Origin of the sequence: Rahnella sp. ChDrAdgB13 (assembly GCF_017655185.1) — a bacterium.
GTDB lineage: Bacteria > Pseudomonadota > Gammaproteobacteria > Enterobacterales > Enterobacteriaceae > Rahnella > Rahnella contaminans.
The window spans coordinates 1-15,501 of sequence record NZ_JAEMGT010000014.1 but is presented as its reverse complement, the minus strand read 5'-3'; the positions used below and the strand labels follow the sequence as shown (position 1 = coordinate 15,501).

14 protein-coding genes are annotated in these 15,501 nt (G+C 54.7%); 10 read left to right on the top strand and 4 right to left on the bottom strand.

Features of this window, described 5'->3' with window-relative positions:
• The first annotated feature begins 232 nt into the window (after positions 1-232).
• Genes J8X26_RS05375 through J8X26_RS05365 form a run of 3 tightly spaced genes read left to right on the top strand, consistent with a single transcriptional unit; the run spans position 233 to position 5,362 of the window.
• Positions 233-1,333, top strand: coding sequence for an efflux RND transporter periplasmic adaptor subunit (locus tag J8X26_RS05375; protein ID WP_165059105.1), 1,101 nt, complete (start codon positions 233-235; stop codon positions 1,331-1,333).
• Between the two features lies 1 nt (position 1,334).
• Positions 1,335-4,400, top strand: a complete 3,066-nt coding sequence (locus tag J8X26_RS05370; protein ID WP_165059103.1) for an efflux RND transporter permease subunit — start codon at positions 1,335-1,337, stop codon at positions 4,398-4,400.
• Positions 4,397-5,362 carry an acyltransferase gene (locus tag J8X26_RS05365; protein WP_165059101.1) on the top strand — a complete coding sequence of 322 codons (966 nt, stop codon included), beginning with the start codon at positions 4,397-4,399 and terminating at the stop codon, positions 5,360-5,362. The genes J8X26_RS05370 and J8X26_RS05365 overlap by 4 nt, the downstream gene beginning before the upstream one ends.
• A gap of 1 nt (position 5,363) precedes the next feature.
• Here the strand turns inward: J8X26_RS05365 and J8X26_RS05360 are convergent, their stop codons facing one another.
• Positions 5,364-5,912 carry a helix-turn-helix domain-containing protein gene (locus J8X26_RS05360; RefSeq protein WP_208950331.1) on the bottom strand — a complete coding sequence of 183 codons (549 nt, stop codon included), beginning with the start codon at positions 5,910-5,912 and terminating at the stop codon, positions 5,364-5,366.
• Positions 5,913-6,010: 98 nt separating this feature from the next.
• On the opposite strand from J8X26_RS05360, the gene J8X26_RS05355 reads away from it, so the two are divergent.
• Together J8X26_RS05355 and J8X26_RS05350 are read left to right on the top strand one after the other, a co-directional pair.
• Positions 6,011-6,679 carry an AzlC family ABC transporter permease gene (locus J8X26_RS05355; protein WP_208950330.1) on the top strand — a complete coding sequence of 223 codons (669 nt, stop codon included), beginning with the start codon at positions 6,011-6,013 and terminating at the stop codon, positions 6,677-6,679.
• Positions 6,676-6,999 carry an AzlD domain-containing protein gene (locus J8X26_RS05350; RefSeq protein ID WP_208950329.1) on the top strand — a complete coding sequence of 108 codons (324 nt, stop codon included), beginning with the start codon at positions 6,676-6,678 and terminating at the stop codon, positions 6,997-6,999. The genes J8X26_RS05355 and J8X26_RS05350 overlap by 4 nt, the downstream gene beginning before the upstream one ends.
• 48 nt (positions 7,000-7,047) lie before the next feature.
• On the opposite strand, the gene J8X26_RS05345 is transcribed toward J8X26_RS05350, so the two are convergent.
• Positions 7,048-8,409, bottom strand: coding sequence for an APC family permease (locus tag J8X26_RS05345; RefSeq protein WP_152327699.1), 1,362 nt, complete (start codon positions 8,407-8,409; stop codon positions 7,048-7,050).
• Between the two features lie 571 nt (positions 8,410-8,980).
• Here J8X26_RS05345 and J8X26_RS05340 point away from each other — a divergent pair.
• Together J8X26_RS05340 and J8X26_RS05335 are read left to right on the top strand one after the other, a co-directional pair.
• Complete coding sequence (locus tag J8X26_RS05340) at positions 8,981-9,952, top strand: sensor domain-containing diguanylate cyclase (protein ID WP_152327698.1); 972 nt, start codon at positions 8,981-8,983, stop codon at positions 9,950-9,952.
• A 101-nt stretch (positions 9,953-10,053) separates the two neighbouring features.
• Positions 10,054-10,863, top strand: coding sequence for an AraC family transcriptional regulator (locus J8X26_RS05335; protein WP_208950328.1), 810 nt, complete (start codon positions 10,054-10,056; stop codon positions 10,861-10,863).
• On the opposite strand, the gene J8X26_RS05330 is transcribed toward J8X26_RS05335, so the two are convergent.
• The gene (locus J8X26_RS05330) at positions 10,853-11,488 is read right to left on the bottom strand and encodes a LysE family transporter (RefSeq protein ID WP_208950327.1); all 636 of its coding nucleotides are present in this window, start codon (positions 11,486-11,488) and stop codon (positions 10,853-10,855) included. The genes J8X26_RS05335 and J8X26_RS05330 overlap by 11 nt on opposite strands.
• Positions 11,485-12,777 (bottom strand): hypothetical protein, encoded by a 1,293-nt coding sequence (locus J8X26_RS05325; protein WP_208950326.1) that lies wholly within the window; start codon positions 12,775-12,777, stop codon positions 11,485-11,487. The genes J8X26_RS05330 and J8X26_RS05325 overlap by 4 nt, the downstream gene beginning before the upstream one ends.
• 171 nt (positions 12,778-12,948) lie before the next feature.
• On the opposite strand from J8X26_RS05325, the gene J8X26_RS05320 reads away from it, so the two are divergent.
• From J8X26_RS05320 to J8X26_RS05310, 3 genes are all read left to right on the top strand, one after another.
• The gene (locus tag J8X26_RS05320; protein WP_152327694.1) at positions 12,949-13,608 is read left to right on the top strand and encodes a DUF1345 domain-containing protein; all 660 of its coding nucleotides are present in this window, start codon (positions 12,949-12,951) and stop codon (positions 13,606-13,608) included.
• A 163-nt stretch (positions 13,609-13,771) separates the two neighbouring features.
• Entirely contained in the window at positions 13,772-14,590 is an 819-nt protein-coding gene (locus J8X26_RS05315) for a transporter substrate-binding domain-containing protein (protein ID WP_152327693.1), read from the top strand.
• Positions 14,590-15,414 carry an amino acid ABC transporter permease gene (locus tag J8X26_RS05310; protein ID WP_152327692.1) on the top strand — a complete coding sequence of 275 codons (825 nt, stop codon included), beginning with the start codon at positions 14,590-14,592 and terminating at the stop codon, positions 15,412-15,414. The genes J8X26_RS05315 and J8X26_RS05310 overlap by 1 nt, the downstream gene beginning before the upstream one ends.
• Positions 15,415-15,501: the final 87 nt, after the last annotated feature.

Genomic DNA, 15,501 nt, shown 5'->3' with positions numbered 1-15,501 from the left:
TAATGAATTAATTGTCGTGTTGATTCTGGCAAGATACCTAAAGCTGTATAAACTATAATATACCGTGTTAAATAGTGTTAACGGGTTGCCTGAAAAAACAAATTATTAAAGAAAAACAATAAGTCACTGCACAGTTTCAATGGGGATACATCGAAGGCAGAATATACCGAATCCGGTTTATCAAGAGTCCTTATATATTCTGCCGGGATTTATTAATTTCGCGTGTAGTTGCATGAGGGGAAGTATTTTGAAGATCCGTTTCTCTCTCGTTCTGGCCCTCGCTTTAATGTTAAGCGCCTGCGACCAGAAAACGGCGGACGCGCCCGCGCCCCCGCGTCAGGTAAAAATCGCCACCGCCGAAGCGGCCAGCCCGCTAAGTAGCCGCGTTTTTCCGGCACGTATTCTCGCAGGCGATAACACCGACATTGCCTTTAAGCGCGCCGGTCAGTTGCAGACGCTTGACGTCCGCGAAGGCGAAGCCGTGAAACAGGGGCAAGTTCTCGCCCGTCTCACCAACAATGACGCCCGCCAGCGGCTCAACGATCGCCGCAGCGCCGCGACACTCGCTCAGCGCCAGTTCGAACGTTATCAGACCCTCGCCCGTCGCCATGTCGTTTCTCAGGCTGAACTTGAAGTGCATAAAGCCAGCCGGGATTCTGCGGCAGCGGCGCTGAAAATCGCACAAGAAGAACTCAATGATCTCAATCTGGTGGCACCGTTCAGCGGCGTCATTGCCCGGCTGAATGTGCGTAATCATCAGGTGATTTCCGCCGGTCAGCCGGTGGCGACGCTCAGCCGTTCCGATGTGCTTGACGTTATTTTCAGCGTGCCGGAAAACCTCTTCACCAGCCTTGATATGCGTAACGCCGATTACCGTCCGCGGGTGCGCATCAACACCCTTCCCGACCGCGAATTCACCGCGACTTATAAAGAGCACACCGCCAGCAGCGAAGCCAACACGCTGACCTGGCAGGTGACGCTGACCATGCCGCGCCCGGATAACTTCCCGGCGGTGGCAGGACTGAGCGGCACTGTCACGGTGAACCCGGCCAATCTCGCCACGGCCACGCCGGACTCCACGCTGGTGATCCCGGTTGAAGCCGTGTTTAACCCCGACAACACGCAGCGCAACAACCCGCACGTCTGGGTGATCGCCGGAGAAGGCGACACCCTGCACGTTGAAGATCGCAAAGTCACCGTCGGTAAACTCACCTCGCAGGGCATTGAAATTACGGCCGGTTTGAAACAGGGCGACCGCATTGTCGCCGCCGGTGTCGGTGAATTACATGCGCAGCAACCCGTTCGCATCTGGACACGGGAACGGGGCCTGTAATATGGGGATCAACGAGAGTTTTATCAGCAATCCGACACGCGTCTGGCTGGTGATCCTGCTGCTCGGCGTGGGCGGATTAATTGCATTGTTCAACATCGGGCGGCTGGAAGACCCGGCGTTTACCATTAAAACGGCGGTGGTTTCCGTTCAGTATCCGGGCGCATCCTCGCAACAGGTGGAAGAAGAAGTCACGCTGCCGCTGGAAAACGCGCTTCAACGCCTGCCTTACGTCGATAACATCACGTCGATTTCTGCCGTCGGTTTATCGCAAATTACCGTGAATATCGATGCCCGCTATCACTCTTCCGAACTGCCGCAAATCTGGGATGAACTGCGCCGCCGGGTGAATGACGCGACGCTGCAATTCCCGCCCGGCGTCAGTCCGCCGTTCGTTAACGATGATTTCGGCGACGTGTATGGCTATTTTTTCTCGATCTACGGAGACAGTTTTACCAACCCCGAACTGCGCGCCTATGCCGAACAGCTTCGCAGGCAACTGGTTCTGGTGCCCGGCGTGGGCAAAGTCGCGATTGGCGGCGTCATTCCTGAGCAGGTTTACATCGAGATTTCGCGGGCGAAAATGGCGGCTTACGGCGTCACGCTGGCGCGTCTGGCCGATGTGCTGAACCGGCAGAATATGGTTTCCGACGCGGGCAGCATGACGGTGGGAAGTGAATCCATCCGTCTGCATCCGACCGGCGGCTTTCAGAATATCGATGAACTCAATAATGTGCTCATCAGCCCGGCCGGTTCCACGCACAGTATTTATCTGCGCGATATCGCTACGGTTTCGCAGGGCGTGACGGATCATCCCGGCAATATTTACCACGCCAATGGCCGCAATGCGCTGACCATTGGCGTCTCCTATATTCCCGGCGTGAATGTCATGAATATCGGCCACGCCATCGAAGCCAGAATGAACCAGCTCAGCGCCGACAAACCGGCAGGGATCGAGCTTAAAGTCTTCTACGATCAGGCTGCTGAAGTGAAGAAATCCGTCGACGGTTTCATCATTAACTTCCTGATGGCGCTGGCGATTGTGGTCGGCGTCTTGCTGATTTTTATGGGTTTACGCAGCGGGATTATCATCGCCGTGTCGCTGGCGCTGAACGTGCTCGGCACGTTGCTGATTATGTATTTATTTGGCATCGAGCTTCAGCGCATTTCGCTCGGCGCGCTGATCATCGCCCTGAGTATGCTGGTAGATAACGCGATTGTGGTCGTGGAAGGCGTACTGATTTCCCGACAGCAGGGCAATCCGCTGATGAGTGCAATTGCACGCATTATCAAACGCTCCGCCCTGCCGTTGCTGGGCGCGACGGTCATCGCCATTCTGGCGTTTGCACCTATCGGTCTGTCCCAGGATTCGACCGGCGAATACTGTAAATCGCTGTTCCAGGTATTGCTGATTTCGCTGATGCTCAGCTGGGTGACGGCGCTGACGCTCACGCCGGTGCTGGTCAAATGGGCGTTTGCCAATATGCCGGTGCCGGAGAAAAAGCCGGATGAACAGGCCGACCCGTACAGCGGCTGGATTTTCCGCGTTTACCGGCGTTTGCTGTCGGCGCTGCTGGTGCGCCAGACGGTCACGCTGGTCACGCTGGCGGCGCTGCTCGCGGCATCCGTCTGGGGGTTCGGCTTTGTGCGGCAGAACTTTTTCCCGTCCTCCAACACGCCGATTTTCTTCGTCGATCTCTGGCTGCCTTACGGCACCGATATCAATTACACCGCCCGTGTCGCCCGCGAAATAGAACAGAACATCAGCAAACAGGAGGGCGTGGAAAACACCGTGACCACCGTCGGTCAGGGCGGGATGCGCTTCATTCTGACCTACAACGGCCAGCGTCAGTATTCCAACTACGCGCAGATTATGGTGCGGATGGACGACCAGCGGAAAATCGCCGGGCTGGTTCGCCACACCGAGCAGGATATCCAGAAAAATTACCCCGAGGTGAATGCGCGGCTCAAACGCATCATGTTCGGGCCGTCCGGCGACAGCGCCATTGAAGTCCGCATTAAAGGCTCCGACCCGGATACGCTGCGCAGCATCGCCAGCCGGGTGGATAAAATCATCCTCGATGACGGCGCGGCCGACGGCGTGCGCAACGACTGGCAGGATCGTAGCAAAATGGTCAGGCCGGTATTTTCCCCGTATCTGGGCCGTGAACTGGGCGTGGATAAAGGCGAAGTCGACAGCGCCTTACAGATGAATTTCAGCGGCAGCACGGTCGGGATTTACCGCGATGGCTCCACGCTGATGCCCATCGTTTTGCGCCCGCCAGCGGCGGAAAGGCTGGATGTCGATCACATGGCGAACATCATGGTCTGGAGCCAGACGCGCCAGCAGTTTATTCCGCTGAGCAACGTGGTCAGTGACTTCAAAGTGGAATGGGAAGATCCGCTGATCATGCGTCGCGACCGTATCCGCATGCTCACCGTGCAGACCGACCCCGATGCGGCCACCGGCGAAACGTCCGGCGATATGCTCGCGCGCATCAAACCGCAGGTTGAGGCACTGACCTTGCCCCACGGTTACAGCATTGAATGGGGCGGCGATGCGGAGAATTCCGCCGAGGCGCAGGAAGGCCTGTTCACCACGCTGCCGATTGGATTCCTGATGATGTTTATCATCACGGTGCTGATGTTCAGTTCGGTAAAAAATGCGATTGCCATCTGGCTGACCGTGCCGCTGGCGCTGATTGGCGTGACGTTTGGTTTCCTGCTGACCGGCATTCCGTTCGGGTTTATGGCGCTGATTGGCCTGCTCAGCCTGAGCGGCATGCTGATCCGCAACGGTATCGTGCTGGTCGAAGAAATCGGCCAGCAGAAGAAAGAGAAAAATCAGACAGAAGCGATTATCTACGCAGCAACGTCACGTCTGCGCCCTATCCTGCTGACGGCGTTTACCACCGTGCTCGGGCTCGCGCCGTTGTTACTTGATGTATTTTTCCAGAGCATGGCGGTTGTTATCATGTTCGGTCTGGGGTTTGCGACCGTGCTGACGCTTCTGGTTCTGCCGGTGATTTACAACTGTTTCCATCGTGAAGGACAACGAATTCAACAATGAACACAACGGGACTGAACATTATTAAAACGCTCGGCTGCCTGACGGCCGTGACCTTTTTCACCGTCTATAACACGTACGATAATTACAATTATAACTACGATCAGATCCTGGCCTTTCTGACTTTTATTTCCACCATCGCCACGCCGCTGTTTTTTGTCGTGACCGGTTATATGGACGCCGATTCCCAGCACACGCCGGAATGGCAGATGAAAAAGATACGCGGGATCCTGACAATATTTATCTTCTGGTTCTCGATTTATTACCTGTGGGGACCGTATCAGAAAGGCTATCTGATCCAGCCGTGGTTCATCTTTTCGCTGGTGATCATTTACACCTTTCATCCGGTCGTGGAATGGCTGGCGAAACGCCGGGTGATCCTGGCATCGCTGGTGTTCGCGCTGCTGATTTTCTCTTTCGCCTATGATTTGCTGGCGATCTATTTCACTGAAAGTAAAAGCTTCTCCGCGCCCGCGCAATTCCGCATCTGGACGTGGGTGCTTTATTATCTGACTGGCCAGTTACTTTACGATCCGGTGGTTTCCACACTCTACAGCCGCCCGCGCATCGCGAAATACGCCGCCATCGCGATTCCGTTTGTTTATACCTTTACGTGGTTTTATGAGAAGCACTTTTTCTTCTCGATATTCAACGTTGAGCGCAACAGCTTTATTCTGACCGGCTCGCAGGTGTATATCCTGGTGCTGCTTATTATCATTGCCGCGAACGGCGTTAAACCGGACGCCACGCGGCTGCCGGTCAGTGAAATGGTCAGCTCGCTCGGTAAAACCATGACCGGCGTTTATATCCTGCACTACACCTTCTTCAATCTGCTTATCGAGTGGATCCCGATCAATTCCCTGACCGCCAAACTGCTGGTCATTCTGATGACGTTCCTGCTTTCGGTGGCGTCATCCATGCTGCTGCTTAAAAGCAATCTGACGAAAAAGCTGATTACGTTTTGATTTAGCGTTGCTCCGACACCAGCACCGCCATGGTGTCGGGCTCCAGCGCCCTGAAAATATGCTCAACGTCAGCCGGATATGAAATATAGTCACCGGCGTTCAGCTCGACCGGTGAATCCACCATCCCGGCCAGCGCACGCCCCTGTGTGATGATGATGTGTTCCACCGAACCCTGCGGATGCGGGCTGGAAACGCGGTCGCTGCCCGGCTGTGTGGTCAGCAGATAGACATCGCGACGCGCGCCCGGCGGACAGGTCGCCAGAAGCACCGCTTTGTAATCCGCCAGCTCCGCCACCACCGACGGGCCTTCGCCGCGCCGGATCACCTGCATTTTATTCACTTCAGGTTCCATCAGCCGCGCGAAGGGAATATTCAGCGCAACGCACAGCGCCCACAGCGTTTCCAGACTCGGATTCCCGTTACCGGCTTCAAGTTGTGAAAGCGTCGATTTAGCCACACCGGCGCGGCGGGCGACTTCTGCCAGAGACAAGCCCGCGCGCTGACGTTCACGCACCAGACCTTTGGAAATAACGCTGATAGGTTGAGACATTGCGGTACTCCGATCCTTATAACGAACGATCGTTCGACTTGAAGAACGATTCGGAAGTGTTCATTATAATGGATACTCGTTCGTTATGGGATTGAATTATGCAAGCACGTTTCTTTTCACCGCTGGGAAAAGATGTGGTGAAAGCCATCTTTCTGGTCTGTCTCGCCGACGGTCTGGTGGGGATTTCTTACGGTTCACTGGCGGTCGCCGGAGGCTTCCCGCTGTGGGTGCCGCTGATGCTCTCAATTCTGGTGCTCGCCGGCGCTTCGGAGTTTTTATTTATCGCGATTGTCGGCGGTGGCGGAAGCCCGTTCGCCGCAGCGGCTGCCGGTTTACTGGTGAATGCCCGCCATTTGCCGTTCGGTATCGCCGTGAAAGATCTGGTGGGCAGTAAATCGCTCAGCTGGCTCGGATGCCACATCATGAACGATGAAAGCGTGGTATTTGGCATCTCCCAGCCCACCCATGAGAAACGCAAAAAAGCCTACTGGCTGTGCGGCGCGGGCATTGCGCTGTTCTGGCCAGTCAGCGTGATTGCCGGGGCGTACATCGGGCAGTTTATCCCTGATATCAAAGCCATCGGGCTGGATGCCGTATTCCCGGCCATTTTGCTGGCGCTGATTTTCCCGGCACTGAGAAAGCGCAGAACGCTGATCCCGGCGGCGTCCGGCGCACTGATTTCCGTCGCCGCCGTGCCTTTTGTGCCCGCCGGAATGCCGGTACTGTTTTCACTGCTGGGATTACTGGCCTGGAGAAACAAAAAATGACGCAACAAACGTTATGGATTGCCGGGATCGTCGTTCTGGCGGCCGGAACTTTCGCGATGCGCATAGCCGGTTACCGGCTGGGCTCGCGCCTGAATTTTTCACCGGCAACGCAAACAATGTTGTCGGACTCCGCCACGATTCTGTTACTGGCCGTTGCGGCCACGTCAGCGTTGTTTGAAGGCCACCACTTTGGCGGATTTGCACGGGTAGCAGGCGTCGGCGTAGCGCTGTTTTTAGCGTGGCGAAAGGCACCGCTGATTGTCATTATTATCGCGGCGGCGGTCGTGACAGCGCTGATGCGCTGGGCGGGGATCGCCTGAACACAAACAAAAATGGCTCCCGCAGGAGCCATCAATATTCACCAGTCTTTACGCCACATCTTCGTATTGCGGTACCGGATTGCGGAAGCTTTTGGTCATGCAGGCCAGATAGATGAAGCCGACTGCGCCCCAGATCAGCCCCAGCACCATCGAACCTTCTTCCAGATTTACCCACAACGCACCGACCGTCAGCGCGCCGCACATCGGTAAAAGCAGATACTGGAAGTGGTCCAGCAAGGTTTTGTTGCGCTTCTCGCGGATCCAGAACTGCGAAATCACAGACAGGTTCACGAAGGTAAATGCCACCAGCGCACCGAAGTTAATCAGCGCCGTCGCAGTCACCAGATCGAAGTTAATCGCCATCAGGGCAATCGCGCCAACCAGCAACACGTTGAAAGACGGCGTACGCCATTTCGGGTGAATGTAGCCGAAGAAACGTTTTGGGAATACGCCGTCGCGGCCCATGACGTACATCAGGCGCGAAACGCCCGCGTGCGCCGCCATGCCGGAAGCCAGAACCGTGATGCTGGAGAAAATCAGTGCGCCGAACTGGAAAGCGCGTCCGGCAACCTGCAACATGATTTCAGGCTGAGAAGCATCCGGGTTTTTGAAGCTGGAAATATCCGGGAAATACAGTTGCAGGAAATAGGTTGCGCAGATAAAGATGGCACCGCCAATTAACGCCGTCAGGAAAATCGCCCGCGGAATCACGCGTTCGGCGTCTTTCGTTTCTTCCGACAAATTACTGATGCCGTCAAAGCCGGTGAACGAGAAGCACAGGATGGTGGCGCCGGTAATCAGCGGCACAGTATGGGTATTTTCGCCCCAGAACGGTTTCGAACTGGCCAGCGTGCCGTAACCGGTGCCGTGGTTAACGCCGTAAATCACCATGCCGGTAATCACAACAATCAGCACAATCTGCAAGACGACGACCAGCGTATTAATATTGGCGACGGTTTTGATGCTGCGTAAATTCGACAGCGTCATAAAGCCGACCAGCACAATGACAAATATCCACGACGGCACGGAAGGCACCAGCGCTTCGAAATAGATTTTCGCCAGCAGGATATTAATCATCGGCGCGAAAAGGTAATCGAGCAGCGACGACCAGCCCACCATAAAGCCGACAACCGGATGAATCGCTTTTTGCGCGTACGTATAAGCGGAGCCCGCAGAAGGATAGCGGCGCACCAGTTTGCCGTAGCTCAGCGCCGTAAATAAAACAGCGATCAGCGCGAAGGCGTAGGCCGTCGGCACATGGCCGTCGGTCAGGCCGGAGACAATACCGAACGTATCGAACAAGGTCATGGGTTGCATATAGGCCAGGCCTATCATGACAACCGGAATCAGCGTAAGGCTTTTACGCAGTTCCACGCGGGAAGGGGTACCTGTTGCGATGTTATCCGACATGATGTGAATTTCCCATGACGGATGACGTCACATAAAAAGAGTGGTGCACCATTTATGTTTCCTTGCGACAAGACTGTCGATTTCTGAAAGTAAATATCTATCCGGTACTAAGCCCGGCCTCTGGTTTTTGAATGTTTTCTTGTACGAAGAATGATTTCGTTTAATGAAGAAAGAGTGAATCAGCCCGTTTTGCGGGCCGCATATTTTGCCTGATTAAGTATCGAATTGACAAGACTGCTCAGGATAAACAAAGGCAATAAATAAAATAATCCGCCAAAACCGGCACGTATTGTCAAAGCGCTTTCGAAGGGGTGGAATGAAATGTTTTTATAATGTGAAAATAATTAAACACGCCGTTATTGCATCCGGAGATATATCGACAACCCATGTTTAAAAATAACGAGTGCGCCTCTTATTTAACATTTATCGCCCCGAAACGCCGTTGTCCCTTCCCGGTATCACTTATGGGCAAATTCCGAAAATCCGCTCCTCTGACGTCTTTTTCACACCTGATGTTTACAAAATCAGGGTCCGTGGCAAGAATGAAGATTATTTGCTCATAAAATAAGAAATGTCTGATTCCTCACTTTTACAACAACTCCAGAACCTGAAGAAGCACAATGCCCGGCTAAAACGCATCGCGCACGACGCCCGCAACAAGCTGAGTGCCGCGCTGGATGGAACCGGTTTGTGTTTGTGGCAGCTTGACGTGCCCAGCGGAAAACTGGTGATTTACAACCGCCGCTGGGGATCAATGCTGGGTTATCAGCCGAAAGAGCTGAGCGCGCGTTTTGAAGTCTGGCGCGAGCATTTACACCCGGACGACCGGGACGATGTGCTGTCGGCTTTTTACAATCATCTGGAAGGCAAGACGCCGTTTTATGAGGCGCTGCACCGGATGCAGGCGAAAAATGGCACCATTACCTGGGTGCTCGATCGTGGCCGCGTCACCGAACGGGACGATGCCGGACGCCCGCTGAAAGTGACGGGCACCCACATCGATATGACCAAAGAGAAGAATTACGAGCAGCAGCTGGCGACGCTGGCAAACCATGATCCGCTGACCGGGCTGGCAAACCGTCATGCGTTACAGCATCATTTTGCAGCACTGAAAAATGCCGGCCCGTTGTGTGTGGCATTTATCGATCTGGATGATTTTAAGCATGTGAATGATACGCTCGGCCACCGCAGCGGAGATGAAGTTCTGATGCGGCTTAGCCAGCGTTTTCAGGAAGCGTGCCCGCCGGGTGTAATTCCGGGGCGGCTGGGCGGTGATGAATTTGTGCTACTGATGCCGTATTCGCTGAACAATCCGGTGATTAAACGCGTAGCGCAGGCTTGTCTGAATGCGGCGATCATCCCCTTTGAGCTGGATAACGGCAATGCGCAGATTGGCGCGTCAATAGGGATTGATGAAGTGAACGGCAGCGATGATTTCAGCGAAGCGCTGCTGCTCGCCGACCGGGCGATGTATGCGATAAAGCATCACGGAAAGAATGGCGTCATGCTTGGGTCGGAGGTTTTTCCCCTCCGTGCGTCATGAATTTTCCTCGCTTTCAGTGTTAAAAGTTTGTGCTATAAATTTTGCATAAGAAAAAGGGTTAGTTTGTTTTTTTTCGCTCAGCAATGATTTATGGGGGTGATGTGTCTCTTTCTATTTCTGAATGGACGATAGCTAACGACATTGAATGCTCGCATCTGACCGCGAGTAATTCGTCATTTCCGCGTCATACTCACGACGAATACGTCATCAGTGCCAATCTCACCGGCACGGAAGAAATCTGGCTGCACGGCAGAACCGCGCTGGTGCGCGGCGGCGATATCACGATTTATAACCCGTCGACGGTGCAGTCCTCGTTATTCGGCGATGAAAAGGTCGAATTCCTCAGCGTGCATATTCCCCAAGCGTTACTGCGTCAGGTGTCGGTCGATCACAATCTGCGTTCAGACCATCACGCGCCGGTCCTGGCCGAAGGCGTTCTGAGTAATCCCGCGCTGTTTTCCGCACTGTGCCATTACAAACGCACGCTCAATGATGAAGACCAGGAGCAGAATCTGCTGTGGCTGCTGGGCGCGCTGCTGGAAGAACCGGCGAAAGAGCAGGAGCAGTCGCTGCGCCCCATCACACTGGCGCTGGATTTTATGCGCGACCATCTGACGCGGAAAATACATCTCGATACGCTGGCCCAAATCAGCGGACTGAGTAAATTCCATTTTGTCCGGCTTTTCCGTCAGCATATCGGCATGCCGCCGCTGCAATACCATATGCAGCTGCGGCTGCTCGAAGCCCGCAACCAGCTGCGCAAAAACAATAACGCGCTGGACGTGGCAATCCGCCTGGGCTTTTACGATCAAAGCCACTTCATCAATACGTTCCGCAAAATGATGGGGATCACGCCCCACCTTTATTCGCTGTCGCTCAACGCCTCGCACAGCCACGCGGCTATACGATAAATTCGCGGTAGCCGGTGATCACCACGTACAGCGCGAAGTACGAGAATATTGCCGCTGACGCCACGTAAGAGTATTTCAGCATTTTAGTGCCGAGCATTTTTCCGCCCCAACTGCCGACGCAGCACAGCACGATCGTCCAGAACACACCGGCGATAAAGAATCCGGTCAGGAACCACGACGCTTCCACTGTGCCGCCCTGCCCCATGCGGGAAATCAGTGCCCCGCCGACGGCGGCAAACCACAGGATCGCCGTCGGAGAGGACATCGCCAGCAACACGCCACGACCGAAGTTGCGGACAACCGAACGCGGTTGCGCGTTGTCGCCGGAGCTCAGATCGCTGGCCGGAGCCAGCGCCGCGCGGATCATTTTGTAGGTAAACCACATCAGCATCAGCGAGCCGCCGACCCACAAAACCCAGCGGACGCTCTGGTATTGCAGTAACAGCGTCATCCCTGCCAGCGCCAGCACGGCGTAAATCAGGTCGCCAATGCAGGTGCCAATGCCCAGCCAGAATCCGTGAAAATAGCCGCGTTGCATCGCCAGCGTAATCATGGCGATATTGGCAATCCCGATGTCCAGACACAGCGACAGGCTGAGCAAAAATCCATTTGAAAACGGCATCATATCGGAACTCTCTTAATTAACTGGTTGTATTCAATCATGTCATTGGTGGTGCCCAGACGCGCCATCAGCACATCGACATCCTCCGGATTGGTGTGCGGACAACGTTCCAGCATGAAATTTTTTGCCCGTTCCGCGTCGCCGCCCAGCAACTCTTCGCTCATCAGCCGGGTAAGATCCGCCATCTGGGTAAAGAAAAGATCCGGGTGGAAGTCGACAGAGTTCTCGGTCAGCCCGATGCAGCCATGTTCACGCAGGTAGTTGAACTGGATCCAGGCCGCACCGGCGTCTGGATAGCTCGACGGCCCGCGGCGAAGATAGCGAAGCATTTCGAGGAAGTAGATCCGCGCCAGCACGGTGCGGTCGAGTTGCAGACCGTCGGCCACCTGCGGCGTGAGGCACATCAGCAGGCCAAACTGATCGGCCAGCGCTTCCTGCACCATCATCGATCCCCAGCGATCAATCTTGCTGAGTTTCGGGAAGACGTTCTCGTTGCGCACCAGCGAATGTCCCAGGTCGTGCCCGCGGAACCACGCAATCAGATAACGCTGGCACACGCGGCTGTCCGGCAACCGGTCTTCCGGCCAGCCCATTTTTGCCGCTTCGGTGCGCGAAAACAGTTCGAATAATTGCAGGTAAGTGTTGGCGAAAACCACGGTGCGCTTGACCGGCGAATACTTCAGCCCTTCATCCTCCGGGAAGAAATAGGCGAAATGTTTCGGATAGGTATTGGCTTCACCGGCAATGCCAAACAGGTTGATAATTTTGTACGCACAGCCCGGCATCGCCAGTAAATCACCGGCAATTTCCTTTTGCAGATACAGCAAACTTTCCGGGAATAAATCGTCCATCACGTCGGAGATTTCCTGCAACATCGGCGCGGGTTCGCCAAACCACGACGAATAAAAACTCTGTTTGGATTTTCCAACCCACGTCGAGGTATTGCCGATGCCCAGCACCAGCTGCTGTTCATTCAGCCCGGCGATTTGCGGCAGCACGGTTTTCCCGCAGCTGTCGTCCGCCAGTACTTCCGCGCGCAAAAACAGCCCGCGGCGGGTATCAGGGTCATCAAACATCGGCGCAAGACGGAAACACTGGATCGACATTTCCTCGCGCAGCGCATCCAGCAAACGGCTTTCGCAGGCGGCTTCCAGCTGATTAATGGCTTCCGTGAGACGCAGGCAGTAGTGAATAGTTTGCAGAGCTTTAGGACTTAAATTTTCCGGGGCATCCAGATCCATCATTGAAACCTGATATGCCGCCGCGGCTGGCCAAAATGAGGTTGTAAACATGATTTCAAACCCTTAAGCGCAATAGAGACAACCTACTAAATCACTCCCGCGAAACCGGGTATTGGAAGAAATTGCGCAGACGCCAGGAAGTGAAAACCGCCACCAATACAAGCCTGCCATCTGCGTCTACCCTTAACGTATCCATCCCTTTTTCGCTAAGCGCCTAACATCATGAGTCTTTCCCTTCGTCACTACCTCCACGCCCGTTCCCGGCTGGTGATTTCTATCATTGCCGGACTGATTTGTTTTTTTGCTCTTCCCGCACATCTGGGGACGTTGCAGCGCCTGATGATTGGCTGGAATGTGCTGGCATGGCTGTACCTGTTTTTCCTGTGGCTGCGGATGTTGCGCACCGAGCCGAAAGACATTCCGCACATCGCCAAAACGCAGGATGAAAGTGCCAGCATCGTGCTGACGCTGGTGACGCTGACCTGTCTGGTGAGCATTCTGGCGATCCTGATGGAACTGGGGTCACTGAAAGATCTGACCGGCACCGCTCGGGCGCTGCACATTCTGCTGACCGCCACCACGCTGATTGCTTCCTGGGCGCTGCTGCCCACGTCGTTCGCCATGCATTACGCCCATCATCACTATCTGCGGCGCAGCAAAGACTGCACGCCAATGATTTTCCCTGAAAAACCCGACGAACCCGGTTACTGGGATTTTCTCTATTTCTCTTTCACCATTGCCGTGGCGTCGCAAACCGCCGACGTGGCAACCGGCACCACCGATATGCGGCAGATTGCGCTGTTGCAGTCGGTGATTTCATTCGTCTTCAATCTGGCCATTCTCGGGTTTTCCATTAACGTCGGCGCGGGATTGCTAAGCTAATTACTGACTTAACGATTGAAGTAATACGCTGTATTTCGGGGGATTTTCGGCAGAGTTCACTGTAAGTCAAAAAAGGCGCATTTTGGACTTCTATACGTCTAAAACTTAGTGTAGGTTTTCACAATATTCTCCTAATTTGGTTACGTTTAAGGAAACTTTGCTTATGCGCACTTCGTTCGTTGCCCTGACCCTGCTGGCCACCACGCTGTTTTCTGCCACCACTTTTGCCGGGTCGACGCTGGATCGCGTGACCAAAACCGGCGTTTTGCGCAATGCCATCGTTAATGACTATCCGCCTTTCGGCTTTATTGATGACAATAATCAGCTGGCGGGTTTTGACGTGGATGTCGCCAAAGCCGTGGCACAGCGCATGGGCGTGAAGCTGGAAATTATTGCGCCGGGCTGGGAAACGATTGTCGGCGGTAAATGGCAGGGGCGCTGGGATACCTGTATCTGCTCGATGACGCCAAACACCGAACGCGCCAAAGTGCTGGATTTCCCGACGCCGTACTACAACTCTCCGGCGGTTTTGGTGGTGAATAAGAAAGATGACCGCATTAAATCCGCTGCGGATCTGAGCAATAAGAAAATCGGTGTCGGCATCGGTTCAACCTATGAAACGTACCTGCAAAAAGCGCTGGTGATTCCGGGCGCAAAACCGCTGAACTTCCCGTTCGATAACGTGCAGGTTATCCCGAGTGACGAAGAAGTCGCGTTCCAGAATCTGGCGTTGGGGCCGGGCGTGCGACTCGACGGCGTGGTGTCTGATTTAGCCACCGCCAATGCCCGCATCAAACGCGCACCGGTGTTCAAAATTGTCACCGAGCTGTACGCCGAACCGAACTGGGTGGCGACGGACAAAGGCGACGCAGAGTGGGATAAAAAAGTCGCAGACACCATCAAATCGCTGCGCGACGACGGCACGCTGGCCAAAATTTCCCAGCACTGGCTGGGTGAAGATATTACGCACGAGGTACCGTGATGCCACAAATCCCGGACAGCCAGCCGAAGGTGGAAACGCCGGAACGCTGGCACCACGCGCACGCGTTTAAATTTAAAACCGGGCTGACGTGGCTGATTCTGCTCAGCCTGCTGCTCGGCACCTTCAGTAAAATGGGGCTGGACTGGAGCCTGATCAGCCAGAAATTGCCTTTTCTGCTCGGCCTGCGTCTGTCGCCGGACGGTTTTATTCAGGGCGCCGCGCTGACCATTATGATCACCGCCTGCTCGATGTTTTTCTGCCTGCTGATTGGCCTGATTACTGCACTCGGGCGGATGTCCAAAAACGCGCTGGCGTTTGGCTGCGCAACGTTTTATGCCTCGTTGTTTCGCGGTACGCCGCTGCTGGTTCAGGTATTAATTATTTATCTGGCGCTGCCGCAGGTCGGGATTGTGCTCGGTGCGCTCAGCTCCGGCATCATTGCGCTGTCGATGAACTATGGCGCGTATCTGGCTGAAACTATCCGCAGCGGCGTGCTTTCCGTGCCGCGCGGCCAGCAGGAAGCCGCGCTGGCGCTGGGCGTTTCGCGCTGGACGGTGGCGGTTCACGTCACCGCACCTCAGGCGCTGCGCATTATTATTCCGCCCGCCGGCTCGATGTTTATTTCCATGCTGAAAGACTCTTCGCTGGTCTCGCTGATGGGGCTGTGGGAGCTGAATTTTCTCGCGCAATCCTACGGGCGAAGCACCTATCGTTATATGGAAATGCTGGCGACCGCGGCTGCGATATACTGGATTATGTCGATTGTTTTAGAACTGCTGCAAAGCCGTCTTGAGCGCCGTTTTGCGCAGGGCCAGCGCCGCTGATGTTTAAATTTTATTAACGGGAATGAGATGAACGCATCCCACACCACGACAGCGGAGTAATGAATTAGCAATCAATGACCACTTTTT

Bases quoted from the DNA above. Each gene is read 5' to 3' on its own strand.
- J8X26_RS05345 (WP_152327699.1), bottom strand. From the start codon at position 8,409: ATGTCGGATAACATCGCAACAGGTACCCCTTCCCGCGTGGAACTGCGT.
- J8X26_RS05350 (WP_208950329.1), top strand. From the start codon at position 6,676: ATGACGCAACAAACGTTATGGATTGCCGGGATCGTCGTTCTGGCGGCC.
- J8X26_RS05360 (WP_208950331.1), bottom strand. From the start codon at position 5,912: ATGTCTCAACCTATCAGCGTTATTTCCAAAGGTCTGGTGCGTGAACGT.
- J8X26_RS05325 (WP_208950326.1), bottom strand. From the start codon at position 12,777: ATGTTTACAACCTCATTTTGGCCAGCCGCGGCGGCATATCAGGTTTCA.
- J8X26_RS05310 (WP_152327692.1), top strand. From the start codon at position 14,590: ATGCCACAAATCCCGGACAGCCAGCCGAAGGTGGAAACGCCGGAACGC.
- J8X26_RS05315 (WP_152327693.1), top strand. From the start codon at position 13,772: ATGCGCACTTCGTTCGTTGCCCTGACCCTGCTGGCCACCACGCTGTTT.
- J8X26_RS05320 (WP_152327694.1), top strand. From the start codon at position 12,949: ATGAGTCTTTCCCTTCGTCACTACCTCCACGCCCGTTCCCGGCTGGTG.
- J8X26_RS05365 (WP_165059101.1), top strand. From the start codon at position 4,397: ATGAACACAACGGGACTGAACATTATTAAAACGCTCGGCTGCCTGACG.
- J8X26_RS05370 (WP_165059103.1), top strand. From the start codon at position 1,335: ATGGGGATCAACGAGAGTTTTATCAGCAATCCGACACGCGTCTGGCTG.
- J8X26_RS05340 (WP_152327698.1), top strand. From the start codon at position 8,981: ATGTCTGATTCCTCACTTTTACAACAACTCCAGAACCTGAAGAAGCAC.
- J8X26_RS05375 (WP_165059105.1), top strand. From the start codon at position 233: ATGAGGGGAAGTATTTTGAAGATCCGTTTCTCTCTCGTTCTGGCCCTC.
- J8X26_RS05355 (WP_208950330.1), top strand. From the start codon at position 6,011: ATGCAAGCACGTTTCTTTTCACCGCTGGGAAAAGATGTGGTGAAAGCC.
- J8X26_RS05330 (WP_208950327.1), bottom strand. From the start codon at position 11,488: ATGATGCCGTTTTCAAATGGATTTTTGCTCAGCCTGTCGCTGTGTCTG.